The organism is Brachybacterium tyrofermentans, from assembly GCF_014897585.1.
Classification (GTDB): Bacteria; Actinomycetota; Actinomycetes; order Actinomycetales; family Dermabacteraceae; genus Brachybacterium; species Brachybacterium tyrofermentans.
The window spans coordinates 80,372-97,958 of sequence record NZ_JABUXW010000008.1; the positions used below are offsets into that span (position 1 = coordinate 80,372).

The 17,587-nt window shown below is 71.7% G+C and carries 15 protein-coding genes; 13 read left to right on the plus strand and 2 right to left on the minus strand.

Annotation, left to right across the window (positions count from 1 at the left end):
• The first annotated feature begins 22 nt into the window (after positions 1–22).
• From INT49_RS07575 to mshC, 3 genes are all read left to right on the plus strand, one after another.
• Complete coding sequence (locus tag INT49_RS07575; protein ID WP_193117120.1) at positions 23–373, plus strand: DNA primase; 351 nt, start codon at positions 23–25, stop codon at positions 371–373.
• 151 nt (positions 374–524) lie between these two features.
• Entirely contained in the window at positions 525–1,397 is an 873-nt protein-coding gene (locus INT49_RS07580) for an undecaprenyl-diphosphate phosphatase (RefSeq protein ID WP_193117121.1), read from the plus strand.
• Between the two features lie 52 nt (positions 1,398–1,449).
• On the plus strand, positions 1,450–2,709 hold the full coding sequence (mshC, locus tag INT49_RS07585; protein ID WP_193117122.1) for a cysteine--1-D-myo-inosityl 2-amino-2-deoxy-alpha-D-glucopyranoside ligase: 1,260 nt from the start codon (positions 1,450–1,452) through the stop codon (positions 2,707–2,709).
• 68 nt (positions 2,710–2,777) lie between these two features.
• Here mshC and INT49_RS07590 read toward each other — a convergent pair whose 3' ends face one another.
• Complete coding sequence (locus tag INT49_RS07590; RefSeq protein WP_193117123.1) at positions 2,778–3,587, minus strand: PAC2 family protein; 810 nt, start codon at positions 3,585–3,587, stop codon at positions 2,778–2,780.
• A 108-nt stretch (positions 3,588–3,695) separates the two neighbouring features.
• Here INT49_RS07590 and INT49_RS07595 point away from each other — a divergent pair, with 108 nt between their 5' ends.
• The 10 genes from INT49_RS07595 (at position 3,696) to INT49_RS07640 (ending at position 16,330) form a co-directional block, all read left to right on the plus strand.
• Positions 3,696–4,814, plus strand: coding sequence for a site-2 protease family protein (locus INT49_RS07595; RefSeq protein ID WP_193117124.1), 1,119 nt, complete (start codon positions 3,696–3,698; stop codon positions 4,812–4,814).
• A gap of 52 nt (positions 4,815–4,866) precedes the next feature.
• Complete coding sequence (locus INT49_RS07600; RefSeq protein WP_193117125.1) at positions 4,867–5,946, plus strand: tRNA (adenine-N1)-methyltransferase; 1,080 nt, start codon at positions 4,867–4,869, stop codon at positions 5,944–5,946.
• Positions 5,947–5,990: 44 nt separating this feature from the next.
• Positions 5,991–7,559, plus strand: coding sequence for a proteasome ATPase (arc, locus tag INT49_RS07605; protein WP_193117126.1), 1,569 nt, complete (start codon positions 5,991–5,993; stop codon positions 7,557–7,559).
• Positions 7,556–9,226, plus strand: a complete 1,671-nt coding sequence (gene dop / locus INT49_RS07610) for a depupylase/deamidase Dop (protein WP_193117127.1) — start codon at positions 7,556–7,558, stop codon at positions 9,224–9,226. The genes arc and dop overlap by 4 nt, the downstream gene beginning before the upstream one ends.
• Positions 9,227–9,235: 9 nt before the next feature.
• Positions 9,236–9,424: a ubiquitin-like protein Pup gene (locus INT49_RS07615; protein ID WP_193117128.1), complete on the plus strand. Its 189-nt coding sequence runs from the start codon at positions 9,236–9,238 to the stop codon at positions 9,422–9,424.
• Between the two features lie 4 nt (positions 9,425–9,428).
• Positions 9,429–10,868 (plus strand): Pup--protein ligase, encoded by a 1,440-nt coding sequence (pafA, locus tag INT49_RS07620; RefSeq protein ID WP_193117129.1) that lies wholly within the window; start codon positions 9,429–9,431, stop codon positions 10,866–10,868.
• A gap of 72 nt (positions 10,869–10,940) precedes the next feature.
• On the plus strand, positions 10,941–11,894 hold the full coding sequence (locus tag INT49_RS07625; RefSeq protein ID WP_193117130.1) for an FKBP-type peptidyl-prolyl cis-trans isomerase: 954 nt from the start codon (positions 10,941–10,943) through the stop codon (positions 11,892–11,894).
• Between the two features lie 47 nt (positions 11,895–11,941).
• Entirely contained in the window at positions 11,942–12,322 is a 381-nt protein-coding gene (locus tag INT49_RS07630) for an FKBP-type peptidyl-prolyl cis-trans isomerase (RefSeq protein WP_193117131.1), read from the plus strand.
• Positions 12,292–14,580 carry a primosomal protein N' family DNA-binding protein gene (locus INT49_RS07635; RefSeq protein ID WP_319021545.1) on the plus strand — a complete coding sequence of 763 codons (2,289 nt, stop codon included), beginning with the start codon at positions 12,292–12,294 and terminating at the stop codon, positions 14,578–14,580. The genes INT49_RS07630 and INT49_RS07635 overlap by 31 nt, the downstream gene beginning before the upstream one ends.
• Before the next feature lie 127 nt (positions 14,581–14,707).
• On the plus strand, positions 14,708–16,330 hold the full coding sequence (locus INT49_RS07640; RefSeq protein ID WP_193117132.1) for an SLC13 family permease: 1,623 nt from the start codon (positions 14,708–14,710) through the stop codon (positions 16,328–16,330).
• Here the strand turns inward: INT49_RS07640 and INT49_RS07645 are convergent.
• A complete protein-coding gene (locus INT49_RS07645; RefSeq protein WP_193117133.1) occupies positions 16,324–17,541 on the minus strand; it encodes an MFS transporter in 1,218 nt (405 codons plus the stop codon). The genes INT49_RS07640 and INT49_RS07645 overlap by 7 nt on opposite strands.
• Positions 17,542–17,587: the final 46 nt, after the last annotated feature.

Sequence of the window (17,587 nt, forward strand, 5' to 3'; positions counted from 1 at the left end):
TCGGACGGGGTACCGTCCAAGCATGAACACGGATCCTCGCTCCGCTCTTGCTGCGCTGATCGCTGCCCTCGAACGACACTACGAGGCGGCCTCCGCCTCCCGCGGTGACGACGATCCTGCCCTGGACGCCGCCACCGAACAGCTGACCACTGCCTTCGATGCGTACGACGATGCCCTCTTCGACGCCTACGACATCGCCACGCCCCTGATCGTCTTCGACGCCGACGATGAGGACGACGACGATGACGACGACTTCGACGACCTCGATGACCTCGACGAGTACGAGGACGACGATGACGATGACGATGACGATGACGACAGCGATGAGGACGACGACGGGGACGATTACGAGGACAACGGCACCGGACGCTGACCTCGTGCTCTGAACCTGCACGTCATCTTCACCACTGGCTCCCACGCGGCGCCGGGCTCGACGCCCGGCGCCGCGTAGTCTGTCCGGGGCCGATGAGCGCGGATGAGCGCGTCGGGCCACCCCGATCGATAGCCGTCCCCGAGGAGTGTCCATGTCGTTCATCGAGGCGATCGTCCTGGGCCTGGTCCAGGGTCTGACCGAATTCCTGCCGGTCTCCTCGAGCGCCCACGTGCGCGTGGTCGGCGAGCTGATGGCCCCGGGCGAGGACGCGGGCGCCGCCTTCACCGCGATCATCCAGCTCGGCACCGAGACCGCTGTCCTGATCTACTTCTGGAAGGACATCACGCGGATCATCGGCAAGTGGTTCAAGGCCCTTGCCGGCAAGGTCCCGCAGTCCGATCCGGACGTGCGGATGGGCTGGCTGGTGATCCTCGGGTCGATCCCGATCGGCGTCCTGGGTCTGCTGTTCGAGAGCCAGATCGACCATTCCCTGCGCAACCTGTACATCACCGCCACGATGCTGATCGTCTTCGGCATCCTGCTGGGGCTCGCGGACAGGATCGCTCCCCAGCGCAAGGAGCTGACGGACCTCACGCTCCGCGACGGCATCCTCTTCGGCCTGGCCCAGGCTCTCGCGCTGATCCCCGGGGTCTCCCGCTCCGGCGGGACCATCACCGCGGGCCTGCTGATGGGCTTCACCCGCCAGGCGGCCGCCCGGTACGCCTTCCTGCTCGCCGTCCCGGCCGTGTTCGCCTCCGGCCTGTACAAGGCGGCGAAGGAGGTGCCGGCGCTGCTGAGCGCCGATGGTCGCGCGGCCGCCGCGGCCGCCGGGGAACCCTCCCTGATGGCGATCATCGTGGCCACCGTGGTGGCCTTCGCCGTCGGCCTGGCGATGATCGCCTGGTTCATGCGCATCATCGAGAACCACTCGTACCTGATGTTCGTCGTCTACCGGGTGATCGCCGGCCTGCTGCTGCTGGGTCTGCTCTGGCTGGGTGGGGTGGACCCGCTCGGCGGCGCCTGAGACCCCTCCCACCCTCGTCATCCGTCCTGTTCCGGGACCGTATGATCGAACAGTGGAATCTTGGATCTCTCCGACGCTCTCGCCCCTTCCCGCTTCCGGTGTGCCGCTGAAGCTGCACGACACCCGGACCGGTCGAGTGGCCCCCCTGATGCCGATCACCCCGGGCCGCGCCCGTCTGTACGTGTGTGGCATCACCCCGTACGACGCGACCCACCTGGGACATGCGTCCACGTACCACGCAGCGGACCTGATGCGCCGGGCCCTGCGGGACACGGGGCTCGAGGTCGAGGTCGCGCAGAACATCACGGACGTCGACGACCCGCTGCTGGAGCGGGCCGAGCGCGACGGTGTGGAGTGGCGGGAGCTCGCCGCCTCGCAGACCGCCCTGTTCGCCGAGGACATGGAGGCGCTGCGGGTCGTCGCCCCGGAGACCTACCTCTCGGTGAGCGAGTCGATGGAGGGCATCATCGCGACCGTGACCACCCTCCTGGAGCGCGGGCGCGCCTATCAGGTCCCCACTCCGGATGCCTCCGGAGACGACTGGTACCTCGACCTCGACATCGACGGTGCCCTCGGCGACGTCTCCGGCTGGAGCGAGCAGCAGATGCTCGCCGTCTTCGCCGAGCGCGGGGGAGACCCCGATCGTGCGGGCAAGCGCGGCCGCTTCGATCCGCTCGTGTGGCGCGCCGAGCGCGACGGCGAACCCGCCTGGGACGCCGGGGTGCTGGGGCGCGGTCGTCCCGGATGGCACGTCGAGTGCGTGTGCATCGCCGAGGGCGGGCTCGGCCTGCCCTTCGACATCCAGGCCGGCGGCAGCGATCTGATCTTCCCGCACCACGATCTCAGCGCAGCCCATGCGGTCGCCCTGGGTCGCGGCTTCGCGAACGTGTACACCCACAGCGGCATGGTCGCCCATGAGGGCGAGAAGATGAGCAAGTCACTGGGCAACCTGGTGTTCGTGCACCGCCTCGTCCGCGGGGGAGTCGACCCGATGGTGATCCGTCTGGTGCTCATGGCGCACCACTACCGGGCCGACTGGGCCTGGTCGGATGACGGGCTCACCCTCGCGGAGAGCCGCCTGGCGAGCTACCGCCTCGCCGCCTCCCGCGGTGGTCATCACCCGCGGACCGTCGAGGCCCTGCGCGCCGCTCTCCGCGATGATCTGGACACCCCGACGGCTCTCGCCGTGCTCGACGGATGGGCCGCCTCGCAGGAGTCGGACGCAGCATCCGGATCACCGGAGGCCGCATCGGGCCCCGGCGACGTCCTGGCCGCGGCCGACGCGCTGTTCGGTCTCGATCTGCGCGGCTGAACCGGCCGGCGCGGCAGAACCGGCCCGTGCCGCGCGGCGCACTGCCCCGGGCCGGTCCGTCCGCGGACTCAGTCCGTCTCGCGCCGGCGGCGCAGGAACTGCTCGAACTCCTTGGCGATCGCGTCGCCGCTCGCCTCGGGGAGATCCGCGGCATCCTGGGCGCGCTCGAGGCGCCGCACGTAGTCGGCGACGTCCTCGTCCGTGCGGGCGAGCTCGTCGACGCCGCGCTCCCAGGCTTCGGACTCCTCGAGCAGGTCGTCGATCGGGATCGGCGCGCTGACCAGCGACTGCACTTCCCGGAGCAGACCGAGCACGGCCTTCGGGGAGGGGTTCTGGGAGACGTAGTGCGGGACCTGCACCCACACGTTCGACGTGCGCAGGCCCGCGCTCGCAGTACGCCGTGCGAGGATCGTCGGGACGCCGACGGGCCCCGAGTACAGCTCGGAGCCCGCGACCGGCTGGGCCGATCCCGGTTCGATCGAGGAGGAGACCGGCAGAGGGCGGCTGTGCGGGGAATCCGCCAGGAGCGCACCGAGCGAGATGACCGAGCTCACGTCCAGCAGCTGCATCTGCTCGAGCACCTCGTCGCAGAAGCGCTTCCAGTGCAGGGACGGCTCGGGACCCAGCACCGTCACGATCTCGGGGCCACGCGGCGGCTGCACAATCCGCAGCTCGGTGTCCGGCCAGTCGAGAACCCGCAGACCGTCCTCGTCCGTGCTGATCTCGGGTCGGTTGACCTGGAAGTCGATGTACTCCTCGGCATCGACCGCGCCGGCCGGCCGTGACGGCCACACCTCGAGCAGATGCTCGATCACCCCGCTGGCGGCTTCTCCCGCGTCGTTCCATCCGCTGAAAGCCGTGATGGCGATTCGACTCATCCCTCCATCATAGGCTCCATCGCGCTCTCCGAGCCGAGGCGCAGGACCACCGGATATCCTCGCTGTGCCCCGGGGATCCACCACCCCGGCCGGAGGAGTGTCCACCCCATGAAGAGCCCCACGCTGAGACTCGGCGCACTGCCGCCGATCCAGGTCAGCCCGGGCACGCTCGTCACCGTCGCGGTGTTCGCGCTGATGCTGTACCCGTCGTTCTCCGACGGCAGCGGCAGCTTCTCCGCGGCCGCTCTGCTGCCTGCCCTGGGCATCGCCCTGTTCCTCGTCCTGTCCGTGCTCGTCCACGAGGTGGGGCACGCCGTGAGCGCTCGAGCCTTCGGTGCGACGGTCGACCACATCGCCCTGACGCTGTGGGGCGGGCACACGCAGTACACGGGGCGGCCGATGTCCGCCGCGGCGTCGATCGTCATCTCGCTCTCGGGCCCGGTCAGCAACCTGGCCCTCGCCGCGCTCGCCACGGCCGCCGGGACGCTGACCGATGCGGGGACCACCGCGGACGTCTTCTGGTATCTCTGCTCCCGCCTCAATCTCGCCCTGGCACTGTTCAACCTGCTTCCCGGCCTGCCCATGGACGGCGGACGCGCCCTGGAGTCCCTGCTCGGCGGTGTGCTGCGCAATCCGCTGCTGGGTACGCGCGTGACCGCCTGGATCGGACGCGGCATCGCCGTGCTCGTCGTGCTCGTCCCGCTGCGGTGGATCCTGCAGAGCGAGGGAGCAGGCACTTTCCTGCTGCTCGCGCTGCTCTGGGCGATGCTGATCGCCGGCATGCTCTGGCAGGGCGCCTCCCGGGCGCTCGGTGCGGCGACGCTGCAAGCGCGCATCGACACGCTCGCCGCGCGCTCCCTCGCCCGCCCGCTGCGTCTCGTCGCGCCGCAGCAGATGCTCTCCGACCTCGGCCCCTCCTCGGAGCTCGACGCCCTCCTCGTCCTGGACCAGCGCACCGCCCGGCCGGGGGTCGTCGGTCACGTCCTGCGCGTCCAGCCCGCCGCCGCCGCTGCGGTGCCGGACGGCGAACGCTCCCGCACCCCGATCAGCGCCGTGGCCGGCCCGGTGGGGGAGATGGGGGCGCTGCGGGCGTCGCTCCGCGGCGACGAACTGGTCTCCGCGATCCTCGCGCGACCGTTCCCCCTCTATCTCGTGCTGGAGGATTCGGGCCAGGCGCTGGGCGTGATCCTCAGCGACGAGGTCAACGCTCTCCTGCGCGGACGGTGACCCATACGACTCCTGGGCGCGGACGTCTCACACAGCGTCATATGCTGGACGCATGACTGATCAGCCGCAGCCGCCGCAGCAGAGCGCCGCCACCGACGAGGCTCCGGCCACCGCCCACCGAGACCTCGGACTCGGCCTGGATCGCACGGGGCCCTTCGCGGTCGGCGACAAGGTCCAGCTCGCGGACGTGAAGAACCGCCTGCACACGATCACCCTCAAGGAGGGCGGCGAGTTCCACACCCATCGCGGCGTGCTCCAGCACGACCTGCTGATCGGTGCTGAGGACGGCGTCGTCATCGAGGACGGCCGCGGCACGCGCTACCAGGCGCTGCGCCCGCTGTACGCCGACTACATGCTCTCCATGCCGCGCGGCGCCGCGATCATCTACCCCAAGGACTCCGCCCAGATCCTCATGTGGGGAGACATCTTCCCCGGCGCCCGGGTGCTGGAGGCCGGCGTCGGCTCCGGCGGCCTGACCACCGCGCTGCTGCGCGCCGTCGGCCCCGAGGGCACCGTGCATTCGATCGAGCGCCGCGAGGACTTCGCCGAGGTGGCCCGCGAGAACGTCGAGACCTACTTCGGTGGGCCCCATCCCTCCTGGGACCTCTCGATCGGGGACTTCCAGGACCTCGCCCCGACGCTCTCACCTGGTGAGCCCCAGGTGGACCGCGTGGTGCTCGACATGCTCGCCCCGTGGGAATGCGTCGAGTCGGCGGCCGAGGTGCTCGTCTCCGGAGGCGTGTACCTCGCCTACGTCGCCACCGTCACCCAGCTCTCCCGCACCGCCGAGGCGCTGCGCGATCATGGCGAGTTCACCGAGCCCTATGCCTGGGAGTCGTTCGTGCGGCCCTGGCACCTCGAGGGCCTCGCCGTGCGCCCCGAGCACCGGATGAACGCCCATACCGGGTTCCTGCTCACCGCCCGCCGCACCGCCCATGGCACGAAGGCGCTGACCCGCGTGACGCGACCCGCGCCCGGCTCGCATCTCGAGGAGGAGCTCCAGGATCCCGCCAACGACGGCTTCGGCGGCTCGGACTCGGAGTGGGGCCCGAAGGACGTGGGGGAGCTGGGCGTCGCGCCCCGCAAGCTCAAGCGCGCGCTGCGGGACATCCGCCAGGGCCGGGACCGCTGAGCGGCCCGGCCGCTGACCTGCCGACCGGAAGGAGAACCAGGACGATGAAGACGTACGCGGAGATGACCGCAGAGCTGGACAAGCTCGCCGCCCACAACGAACGGCTGGTGGGCGGGCTGCGCAGCGCCCGCGCCCAGATCGTCGAGCTCAAGAGCGACCTGGAGCGGGTGGGCGATCCGCCCAACACCTATGCGACCTTCCTGCGCCGCGCCGAGGGCACGACCCTGGACGTGCTCCACAACGGTCGCAAGCTGCGCGTGGCCACCGCCGCGAGCCTCGACCTCGAGGCTCTGGATCCCGGCACCGAGCTGCGGCTGAACGAGGCGCTCGCAGCCGTCGAGGCCGTCCCGGCCGGCGACTCCGGCAACGTCGTCCCGGTCGTGGAGGCCCTGGCGGACTCCCGGCTCCTGGTCGCCGTCGCCCCGGATGACACCCGGGTGCTGCGCCGCGCGGGCGGACTCACGCAGGAGACCCTCCATCCCGGCGACCACGTCCTCGTGGATCTCAAGGCCCAGCTGGTCATGGAGCGCATCGACCGCGCCGAGATCACCGACCTCGTCCTCGAGCAGGTCCCGGACGTCTCCTTCGACGAGATCGGCGGGCTCGGGGACCAGATCGAGGCGATCCGTGACGCGGTCGAGCTGCCGTTCCTCCAGCAGGACCTCTACCGCACCTACGGGCTGCGGCCGCCCCAGGGCGTGCTGCTCTACGGCCCTCCCGGCTGCGGCAAGACGATGATCGCCAAGGCGGTTGCCCACGAGCTGGTGCTGCGCAGCGCCGAGGTGCGCGGGGTGAGCGTCGCCGAGGCCCTCGAGAACTCCGCGTTCCTCAACGTCAAGGGGCCCGAGCTGCTGAACAAGTACGTCGGCGAGACGGAGCGCTCCATCCGTCTGGTGTTCGAGCGCGCCCGCGAGAAGGCCGCCGCCGACCATCCCGTGGTGATCTTCTTCGACGAGATGGAAGCGCTGTTCCGCACCCGCGGCACCGGCATGTCCAGCGATGTCGAGACCACCATCGTGCCGCAGCTGCTCGCCGAGATCGACGGCGTGGAGGGCCTGGACAACGTGATCGTCATCGGCGCCTCCAACCGTGAGGACATGATCGATCCCGCGATCCTGCGCCCGGGACGACTCGACGTGAAGATCCGCGTGCGCCGCCCGCATGCCCGCGCCGCCCGCGAGATCCTCGGCCTGTACCTCGATCCGTCCGTGCCGGTGCGCGAGGACCGCGAGCGGCTCCTGGACCTCGCGGTGCGCGAGATCTACGCCGAGGGTCCGGAATCGGCCTTCGTGCGCCTGGACTATTCCGACGGCGTGCAGGAGACGCTCCACTTCCGCGACTTCGTCTCCGGCGCGACCCTGCGCAACATCACCGACCGCGCCAAGAAGCTCGCCGTTAAGGAGCAGCTGTCCAGCGGGGCCGTCGGCCTGACGTCCCAGCACCTGGTCAGCGCGATCACCGCGGAGTTCATCGAGAACGAGGACATGCCCTCGGCCGCGCATCCCGAGGACTGGGCGCGCATCTCCGGGACCCGGGGCGCCGCGGGCCGACGGGTGGAGGCCGTGATCCCCCTCCAGGGCCGTTCCCGCGCCGAGGAGGAGGCCGCCCGATGAGCATCGACCGCCTGCTGACCACCGAGCGCGTGATGGGCATCGAGACCGAGTTCGGGGTGCTCCACGCCGACCTGGAGGACCGGGCCCGTGCGGGCGCCGGCAGCTCGATCCTGCTCTCCCATCTCGTGGTCGGGGCCTACGCCCTCCTGGACCCCCAGGAAGGGGAGAGGGGCCGCCGCGTGCGGTGGGACTACGGCGACGAGACACCGCTGCGCGATGCCCGCGGCTTCGAGCTGCAGCGCGCCGCCGCCCACCCCAGCCAACTCACCGACGAGGTGCGCGACGCCCACGTGCCCAGCGTCGAGATGGATGCCCCGCTGGCCGGCCCGGAGGTCGCCCCGGACGGGGACGACGCCGAGGTGCTCGCCTGGGCCGCGCAGCGCTCGCTGGGCAACGCCGTGCTGACCAACGGCGCGCGCTGGTACGTGGACCATGCGCATCCGGAGTACTCGGCCCCCGAGGTCATGCGGGCCCGCGAGGCCGTGGTCCAGGACCGCGCGGGAGAGGAGATCGCCCGCCGCTCGATGGGCATCCTCGCCGCTGCCGACGGCATCCCCGAGGTGGCGCTGTACAAGAACAACACCGACGGGAAGGGTGCCTCCTACGGCACCCACGAGAACTTCCTGGTCGATCGGGCGGTGCCCTTCGAGCGCGTCACCGCAGCGATGCTGCCCTTCCTGGCCACCCGGCAGGTGCTGGTCGGCGCCGGACGCGTGGGCCTGGGCACCCGGGGCGAGCGGCCCGGGTTCCAGCTCTCCTCCCGCGCGGACTTCATGGAGGCCGAGGTCGGTCTCGAGACCACTCTGAACCGGCCCATCGTGAACACCCGCGACGAACCCCACGCCGATCCCGCGCGGTTCCGTCGGCTGCACGTGATCATCGGGGACGCGAACCTGCTGGAGGAATCCACCTTCCTCAAGCTCGGCACCGCCTCCCTCGTGCTCGCCGCCCTCGAGGCCGAGCACCGCACCGGTCGCGCCATCCTCCCGGACCTGCGCCTGGTCGATCCGGTCGCCGCGGTGCGCACCATCAGCCACGACCCGACGCTGCGGGCCACCGTGGAGCTGGTCGACGGCCGCGAGCTGACCGCGCTCCAGATTCAACGGGCCCATCTCGACGCGATCGCCGCGGTCGCCGACCGTGACGACGCCGAGACGGCGCAGGTGCTCGACTCCTGGGCCGAGCTGCTGGACCTGCTCGAGCAGGATCCTGCGCTGGCCGCGGACCGCGTCGAATGGGTCGCGAAGCTGCAGCTGCTGGAGCGCTACCGCGCGCGCCACGGCCTGGAGTGGGGCGATCCGCGCCTGTCGATGATCGACCTGCAGTACTCCGACCTCCGCCCTGCCCAGGGACTGTTCGCCAAGCTCCGGGCCGCAGGAGCGGTGCGCACGCTCGTGGGCCAGGACGAGGTCGACGCGGCCATGACCACCGCTCCGACCTCGACCCGCGCCCATCTGCGCGGCGGCCTCATCTCCGCGCACCGTGAGCACGTACCCTCGGCCGGGTGGGATGCGATCACCCTCGCCGGCCCCGACAGCGGGTACCGCCTGCGCCTCGCGGATCCGCGCCTGGGCTCCGCCGCCTGGTGCGAGCTGCACGGCATCGACCTGACCACCGATCCCGAGACGATCCTCGACGCGCTGCGCCGGGCCGTCTCCGCGTCCTGAGGAGGACCCATGTCCCAGCAGTCCCTGAACGGCCCCGGCACCGGAGGCGAGGACGAGCAGAACGAGGTCGCCGCGACCGGCGGCCAGACCTTCGCCTCGGCGCAGGGCGCCGACGACCTGCTCGACGAGATCGACGCCGTGCTGGAATCCAACGCCGAGACCTTCGTGCGCTCCTTCGTCCAGAAGGGCGGTCAGTGACCCGATGAAGCGTCGCGTCGGAGGGTTGGAGACCGAGTTCGGTCTGGTGTGCGTGCGGGCCGACGGTTCGCGGGCCCTGGAGCCGGAGGCGGCCGCCCGCGAGCTGTTCCGCCCGGTGGTCGCGATGGGTCGTTCCTCGAACGTGTTCCTGCGCAACGCCGCTCGTCTCTATCTCGACGTGGGCTCCCATCCGGAGTACGCGACCGCCGAGTGCGACGACTGGTGGGAGCTGGTGGCGCAGGACCGTGCCGGGGAGCGGATCTTCGCCGACCTCACCACCCAGGCCAACGAGCGCCTCGCGGCCGACGGGCAGGATGCCCGCATCCACCTGCTGAAGAACAACGTGGACTCCGCGGGCAATGCCTTCGGGTCCCATGAGAACTACCTGGTGGACCGTCGAGGCGAGTTCACGCGGCTGCCGCGCTTCCTGCTGCCCTTCCTGGTCACACGCCAGATCGTCACGGGCGCCGGAGGGGTGGCCGCCCCTGCGGACGACGAGGACGGCGCGCAGTTCGTCTTCTCGCGGCGCAGCGATCACATGTGGGAGGCCGTCTCCTCGGCCACCACCCGCACCCGCCCGATCATCAACACCCGCGACGAGCCCCATGGCGATCCCACCCGCTTCCGGCGGCTCCACGTCATCGTGGGGGACTCGACCATGAGCGAGGTCTCCACCTACCTGCGCTTCGCGACCACCGACCTGGTGCTGCGGGCGATCGAGTCCGGGCGCACCCTGCCCGAGCTCGCCCTCCATGACGACATCTCCACGATCCGCGCTGTGGCCCGCGACCTCACCGGGCGGGAACCGATCGCGCTCGCGAACGGCGGCACGACGTCCGCCGTCGAGGTGCAGCAGCGGTGGCTCGACGCGACCGCGACCCTCGTCGAGGACGGCGACCGCAGGGACCGCGAGGTGCTGGAGACCTGGCAGAAGGCGATCGATGCGGTCGCCACCGGAGATCGCAGCTGGGCCGCGACCCATCTGGACTGGGCCATCAAGGAGCGGCTGTTCGGCCAGGTCACCGAACGTCGCGGAGTGGGCCTGGGCGATTCCTCGATCGAGCGGCTCGACCTCGCCTATCACGACATCGATCCCGGTCAGAGCGTGTTCCAGGCCCTCCAGCGCCGCGAGCTAGCACCGTCCCAGCTGTCCGAGCAGCGCATCGAAGCGGCCCGCGAGACCGCCCCGCGCACGACCCGCGCGCATCTGCGCGGCCAGGTCGTCACCGCCGCGCAGGAGCACGGCGTCGATCACGTCGTGGACTGGACCACCTTCCGCCTGACCCGGCCCGGCGCGATGCCCGTGCAGGTGCTCGACCCCTTCGCCACCTCGCTGCCCACGGTCGACGCCCTGCTCGAGGAGATCCGGAGCCTCGGCGGAGCCCGCAGCGCCGGCGGCACCGGCGTGCCCGGTGCGGGCGCCCAGCAACCCCCTGCAGTCTGAGAACCGGCGTTCCGGCGCCCCCGTACCCTGGACCCGTGCCCCGATCGGGGCCCGTCCTCTGAAAGGCCCTCTGTGATCCGCCGTCGTACCCTGCTGACCACCGCACTCGCCGCGACCGCCGCCATCGGCCTGGCCGCCTGCTCCGACGACGACGAAGGAACCGGTGGCGCGTCCGACGGCGGCGGTGCCTCCGACGGCGGCGGTGGCGCCCCCGCTCTGAGCGGGGTGACCGTCAGCGAGGACCTCGGTGCCGAGCCCACGGTCGAGTTCACGGCGCCGCTGCAGATCTCCGAGGCCGATGCCGAGGTCATCGTCCCCGGGGACGGCGCGGCCATCGCCGAAGGCGACACCATCATCTGGCGCCACCTCTACATCGACGCCAGCAGCGGCGAGACCCTCCAGTCCTGGTGGCAGGGCGCACCCGCCGGCGGTGTCCAGGTCAACGCGGAGGCCGTGGGCCCGGCCGCCTTCGAGGTCTTCACCTCGATGACCGTCGGCTCCCGGTTCGCGATGGCCGGCTGGCAGCAGGACCAGTCCGGTCAGGCGCGCTCCCTGATCCAGGTGGCGGACGTCGACCGGGTCGTGGAGCCGCTGCGGGCCGAGGGCACGGCGGGCAAGCCCTCGGGGACCTTCCCGAAGGTCACCCTCGGCGACGACGGCGCTCCGGCGCTGGACGGTGCACCGTCGGGCGATGCCCCCACGAAGACCACCCGCGAGGAGCTGATCGTGGGCGCCGGCGACACGACCGTCGCCGGCGACTACCTGACGATGCACTACACCGGCTGGAAGTGGTCCGACGGCTCGCAGTTCGACTCCTCCTGGGACCGCAGCGCCCCGTTCTCCTTCGTCCAGGGGCAGGGCCAGGTCATCACCGGCTGGGACGAGAATCTGCTGGACCTCGCCGTGGGCAGCCAGGTCATGCTCGTGGTCCCGGCCGAAGAGGCGTACAAGGACCAGGGCGAGCTCGCCGGGGAGACCCTCGTCTTCGTCATCGACGTGCTGGACGCCGCCCACCTGACAGACTGATTTGGCACACTGGCCCCTGACCCACATCACCTCGAGAAGGAGCACCCATGGATCGCAGCAAGCCCGAGATCGAGCACCCCGAGGGCCCCGCGCCCACCGAGCTGGTCAGCACCGACGAGATCGTCGGTGACGGCGACGAGGCAGGACGCGGCGATGTCGTGGACGTGCACTACCTCGGCGTCTCCCACTCCACGGGTGAGCAATTTGACGCCTCCTGGGACCGCGGCGAGCCGCTGCGCTTCCAGCTCGGCATCGGTCAGGTCATCTCCGGCTGGGACCAGGGCGTGCAGGGGATGAAGGTCGGCGGCCGCCGCCGGCTCGAGATCCCCGCGTCCCTCGCCTACGGCGACATGGGCGCCCCGCCGGTCATCGCGCCCGGCGAGTCGCTGATCTTCGTGTGCGACCTGGTGGCGGTGCACAAGCGCTGACCACGTCCCGCACAGCAGCGGCGGGGGAGCCGGAGGAGGAGCAGGCGAGCCTCTTCGCGGCCCCCGCCGTTCCTGTTCCCGAACCCGCCCCGAGCGACCCGGGCCGCGACACTGCGGCCCGGGCCTCCGGCCTGCGCACGACCGCCGGGTTCGCGGTCGTCGACGAGCTGCCCGTGGCGAGCGTGCGCCTGGTGGGCGTGCTCCCGCACCTGGATCGCCCCTTCGAGTACGCGGTCACTCCGGACACGGCCGCCGCGGCGGCCGGCATGCGGGTGCGCGTGCGCTTCTCCGGCCGGGACACCGAGGGCATCGTGCTGGGTCGCCACGAGCACGCCTCGACGGACCGGGCGTTGGCGCCGCTGCACCGGCTCGTCTCCGAGGATGTCGTGGTGCCGCCGCCCATGATGCGCGTCGTCGAGGAGGTCGCCGCGCGGTGCGCCGGCACCGTCGGCGATGTGCTGCGCCTCGCCCTCCCTCCGCGCCACGCCCGCGCCGAGAAGTCCGACCGCGCCGCGGCCGAGAAGGACGCCGCGCAGGAGGTCGATCCACCGGAGACCGCCCCCCGGGACAGCACAGCGGACGAGCCGGCACCCGACACACCCGACACAGCCGAGGCAGCCGAGGCAGCCGAGGCAGACGAGGCAGACGACACGGAGGGCGCAGCCGGGACCGCTGCCGTCCCCACCGAGGCTCCGCCCGAGCCGCGCCCTGGTGACCGCTACCCGGGCCTGGGCGCGCTGCTCTCCCGGGCCGGGAGCGCCACCGGACCGGTGCCCCGGGCCACGATCACCCTGGACTCGGCGGACCCCTGGACCACAGTCACCGCCGACGCCCTCGCCGATCTGGGCCCCGAGCAGGGCGCGCTGGTCATCGCGCCGGACCGTCGGGATGTCGACCGGCTCAGCAGGATCCTCACCGAGCGCGGCATCGGGCACGAGATCCTCGCCGGCACCGAGGGCCCCGAGAAGCGCTATCGCACCTTCCGCCGCATCCTGCGCGGGGCGACCAGGATCGTGCTGGGCAACCGCTCCGCCGCCTTCGCCCCTGTGCAGGGGCTGGCCCTCGTGATCTGCTGGGACGAGGGCGACGACCTCCTCGAGGAGCCCCGCGCGCCGTACCCGCACGTGCGCACCGTGCTCCAGTGCCGCTCCCACGAGGAGCGCTGCGCCCTGCTGTTCCTGTCGGCGAGCGACTCGGTGCCGCTGCGGGCGCTCACGGACGCCGGCTATCTCGCGCGCCTCGATCCGGTCCCGGCCCCGGTGCGCACGGTGCGCCCCCACATCGTCGCCATGGACCAGTACCTGCGCGACCGCGAGGGAGCCTCGGGGCGCTCGCGCCTGCCGCAGGAGGCGATGCGCGTGATCCGCCGTGGCCTGGAGCGCGGTCCGGTGCTCGTCCAGGTGCCGCGCTCGGGCTATGTCCCCGCGATCGCCTGCACGTTCTGCGGCACCCGGGCGCAGTGCCCGCACTGCGCCGCCCAGCTCTCGATCGCCGGTCGCAGCGGGCACCTGCACTGCCGGGTCTGCGGTCGGCGCGAGGACGGCTACCGCTGCCCGGAATGCGACCGCACGCAGGTGAGGGCCATGGTCATCGGCTCCACCCGCACCGCGGAGGAGCTCCACCGCGCCTTCCCGGACTCGCCCCTGCGGGTCGCGGGCGGTGCCCATGACACCCTCGCCGACACGGAGGTCCCTTCCGACGCGATCGTGGTCGCCACGCCCGGCGCCGAGCCCGTGCCGCCGGAGCGCTTCGCCGCGGCGCTGCTGCTGGACGCGGACGCCATGCTGGGCCGGGCGGCCTTCGATGCAGATGTCGAGGCGATCCGGCGCTGGCGCAATGCGATCGCCCTGGTCCGCACCGCCGAGGACGGAGGAGAGGTGCTGATCGTCGGCACCGCGACCCTGCCCGCGATCCGGGACCTCGTCGCCCACCGCTCGGGCGCCTTCTTCGACCGGGTCCTCGCGGACCGTCAGGATCTCGATCTGCCGCCCTTCAGCCGGGTCGCGGAGATCGTGGGCGACAAGGACGCCTGCCGCCTCTTCCTGGAGAGCACCGAGCTGCCCGACGGGACCGACGTCTTCGGCCCCGTCGACCTCGAGGGGCCCGACGCCGCGGGCCGGGCCCGCGCCGTGGTGCGCCTGGACCCCCGACGCTCCCGCGAGCTCGCCGACGCCCTCCGCGGCGGAGTCTCCGCGCGGTCCGCGCGCAAGGCCCGAGGATCGCTGCGCGTGCGTCTCGATCCGCCCGACGTCTTCTGACCCGAGAGGCCGTCCGGGAATCCGAGAGGCCGTCGGGGAAGAAGTCCACGGATCGTGCCAGGTCCTCCCGTAGTGTGATCGTCCGCACCTGCACTCCACCGCGATGACGCGATGAAGGGACCACGCGATGCCTACCGACTCCTCGACCCCACAGAATCCTTCGGGCACCACGATCGATGACCGCGCTGCGCTCTCCGAGGGGGAGCGCGCTCCCGCCGAGGGGGGCCGCACGATCCTCATCCGCCGGCTCGGCCTGGGCTGCGGACTGGCCCTGGCGCTGATCGTCTACGCGATCATGCCGGCCGACGTCCCGCAGGGGGCGAAGCTCACCGCGGCGACAGCGGTGCTGATGGCCGTGTGGTGGATGACCGAGGCGCTGCCGATCCCGGCGACCGCTCTGGTCCCGCTGGTGGTGTTCCCGGTGCTGAACGGGGACGTGGGCTTCGACGACGTCGGCGCCTCCTACGGCAACAACATCATCTTCCTGTTCATGGGCGGCTTCATCCTGGCCCTCGCGATGCAGCGCTGGAACCTCCACAAGCGCATCGCCCTGGCGATCGTCGGCATGATCGGCACCAGCCCGTCCCTGCTGGTCCTCGGCTTCATGGTCGCCACCGGCTTCGTCTCCATGTGGGTCTCGAACACGGCGACCGCCGTGATGATGCTGCCGATCGGGGTGTCGGTGCTGCTGCTCGTGAACAAGCTGCGGCTCGAGGACGCCGCGGCGAAGGGCGAGGAGCCGGGGGAGGGCGTCGACCCGGATCCGACCTCGGACGGGCCCTCGAAGGCGGTGCGCTCGAACTTCGGGGTCTCGCTCATGCTCGGCATCGCCTATGCGGCCTCGATCGGTTCGCTGGCCACCATCATCGGCACCCCGCCCAATGCCCTGCTCGCCGCCCATATGAGCCAGGACTTCGGGATCACCCTCGGTTTCGGGCGCTGGATGATCGTCGGCGCACCGATCGCCATCGTGTTCATGGTCATCGCCTGGCTCCTGCTGACCAAGGTGCTGTTCAAGCCCGAGATCACGGAGATCCCCGGCGGCAAGGAGCTCATCCGTTCCGAGCGTCGGGACCTGGGGAGGATCGGCTCCGGAGAGGTCCGTGTGCTCGCGATCTTCGTGCTCGCGGCGCTCAGCTGGGTGTTCGTCCCGCTGCTGTGGGATCTGGTGCTCGGCGCGGAGCCGCCGATCAGCGATGCCGGCATCGCCATGGTCGTCGCCCTGCTGCTGTTCGTGCTGCCGGCAGGCGCCGCCCGCGGGGTGCGCCTGCTGGACTGGGAGGCCGCGGTCAAACTCCCCTGGGGCGTGCTGCTGCTCTTCGGCGGCGGTCTCGCGCTGAGCGCGCAGTTCAGCTCCTCGGGCCTGACGGAATGGATCGGCCAGGTGACCGAGCTGATCGGTGGCCTGCCGGTGGTGCTCGTGGTGATGGTCGCCGCGGCCGGGGTGCTGTTCCTCACCGAGCTGACCTCCAACACCGCCACGGCGGCGACCTTCCTCCCGGTGGCGACCGCCGTGGCCGTCGGGATCGGGATCGACCCGATGCTGCTGGCGATCCCGGTGGCGATCGCGGCGACGTGCGCGTTCATGCTCCCTGTGGCGACCCCGCCGAACGCGATCGCCTACGGCTCGGGGTATGTGCAGATCCCGCAGATGGCGAAGGCCGGCCTGTGGTTGAACCTGATCGGCATCGTGCTGATCACGGTGACCACGATGACCCTCGCGGTGTGGGTGTTCGGCCTCGTCTACTGACGCTGCCGCGGAGAGGGGCGGAGCGTGGCAATCGCCGCCCCCGCCGCGAGCACCACGGCGATCGCGACCGCGGCCACCGTCCCCGGCCAGCCGGCGCCCTCGTAGACGTGCCCGATGGCCCAGCCCAGCACGCTGGAGCCTGCGTAGTAGGCGAGGTTGTACAGCCCGGTGGCCTGGGAGCGTGCCCCGTCGGAGCGTGCCCCGGCCCAGCCGCTGGCGATCGAATGCGCGGCGAAGAATCCCGCGGTCATCACCACCAGGCCGAGCAGCACCAGAGGCAGAGGACCGGCCAGCGTGATCCCCAGTCCCAGCAGCATCGTCGCCATCCCTCCGAGCAGCACCGGCAGCCGCCCCCGACGGGAGGCCAGCCGGCCGGCGAGCGGAGAGGACACGGTCCCGCCGAGGTAGGCCAGGAACACCAGTCCGATCAGCCCGGCGGGAAGCAGGTAGGGCGGGGCGCTGAGGTGGAAGGCGAGGTAGTTGTAGACCGCGACGAAGCCGCCCATCAGCAGGAAGGCGCACGCGAACAGCCCGAGCTGGCCGGGATCGCGGAGAGTCCTCAGCAGGCGCGAGGTGCGGGTCCCTCCGGCCCCCGGCCCGTCGAGCGAGCGCCCGACACGGCGCTCACGGGGCGCGATGAGCACGAACGCCGTGGCGGCGAGGGCGGCCAGCAGGGCGACGGCGGTCATCCCCGCCCGCCAGGAGAGCGCATCCGCGACCGGCGTGGCGACGAGCCGGCCCAGCAGACCGCCCACGGTGGTCCCGGCGACGAACCAGCCGGCGGCGATGGCGCGGGCGTGCTCCTGGACCTCCTCGGAGAGGTACGCCATCGCGAGGGCGGGCACCCCGCCCAGGGCGACGCCCTCGAGGACGCGCAGCGCGAGCACGAGTTCGACGGTCGGCGCCCAGGCCGCGACGAGCGCGAGCACCGTCGCCGCGGACACCGCGATGACCATGGCTCGCAGCCTGCCGATCCGGTCGCCGACGAAGGACCAGGGGACCACCGAGAGCGCGAGGCCCCCGGTCGCGGCCGAGACCGTCAGCGCGGCCTGCTCCGCTCCGATCCCGAGATCGGCGGAGATCAGCTGCAGGATGCCCTGGGGCGAGTACAGCTGGGCGAAGGTCGCCACGCCGGCGCACAGCAGGGCGACGAGCATGCGTCGGTAGCCGGAGGAGCCGAGGGCGTGGCCCGGTGTGACCTGTGCCCCCATCAGGTGGGGGTGGTGAGTCGGCAGGGCATGCCACCACTGTAGGCAC

Coding starts and splice junctions, on each gene's coding strand:
- INT49_RS07575 (WP_193117120.1), top strand. CDS start 23: ATGAACACGGATCCTCGCTCCGCTCTTGCTGCGCTGATCGCTGCCCTC.
- INT49_RS07580 (WP_193117121.1), top strand. CDS start 525: ATGTCGTTCATCGAGGCGATCGTCCTGGGCCTGGTCCAGGGTCTGACC.
- INT49_RS07590 (WP_193117123.1), bottom strand. CDS start 3,587: ATGAGTCGAATCGCCATCACGGCTTTCAGCGGATGGAACGACGCGGGA.
- INT49_RS07595 (WP_193117124.1), top strand. CDS start 3,696: ATGAAGAGCCCCACGCTGAGACTCGGCGCACTGCCGCCGATCCAGGTC.
- INT49_RS07600 (WP_193117125.1), top strand. CDS start 4,867: ATGACTGATCAGCCGCAGCCGCCGCAGCAGAGCGCCGCCACCGACGAG.
- arc (WP_193117126.1), top strand. CDS start 5,991: ATGAAGACGTACGCGGAGATGACCGCAGAGCTGGACAAGCTCGCCGCC.
- dop (WP_193117127.1), top strand. CDS start 7,556: ATGAGCATCGACCGCCTGCTGACCACCGAGCGCGTGATGGGCATCGAG.
- INT49_RS07615 (WP_193117128.1), top strand. CDS start 9,236: ATGTCCCAGCAGTCCCTGAACGGCCCCGGCACCGGAGGCGAGGACGAG.
- pafA (WP_193117129.1), top strand. CDS start 9,429: ATGAAGCGTCGCGTCGGAGGGTTGGAGACCGAGTTCGGTCTGGTGTGC.
- INT49_RS07630 (WP_193117131.1), top strand. CDS start 11,942: ATGGATCGCAGCAAGCCCGAGATCGAGCACCCCGAGGGCCCCGCGCCC.
- INT49_RS07640 (WP_193117132.1), top strand. CDS start 14,708: ATGCCTACCGACTCCTCGACCCCACAGAATCCTTCGGGCACCACGATC.
- INT49_RS07645 (WP_193117133.1), bottom strand. CDS start 17,541: ATGGGGGCACAGGTCACACCGGGCCACGCCCTCGGCTCCTCCGGCTAC.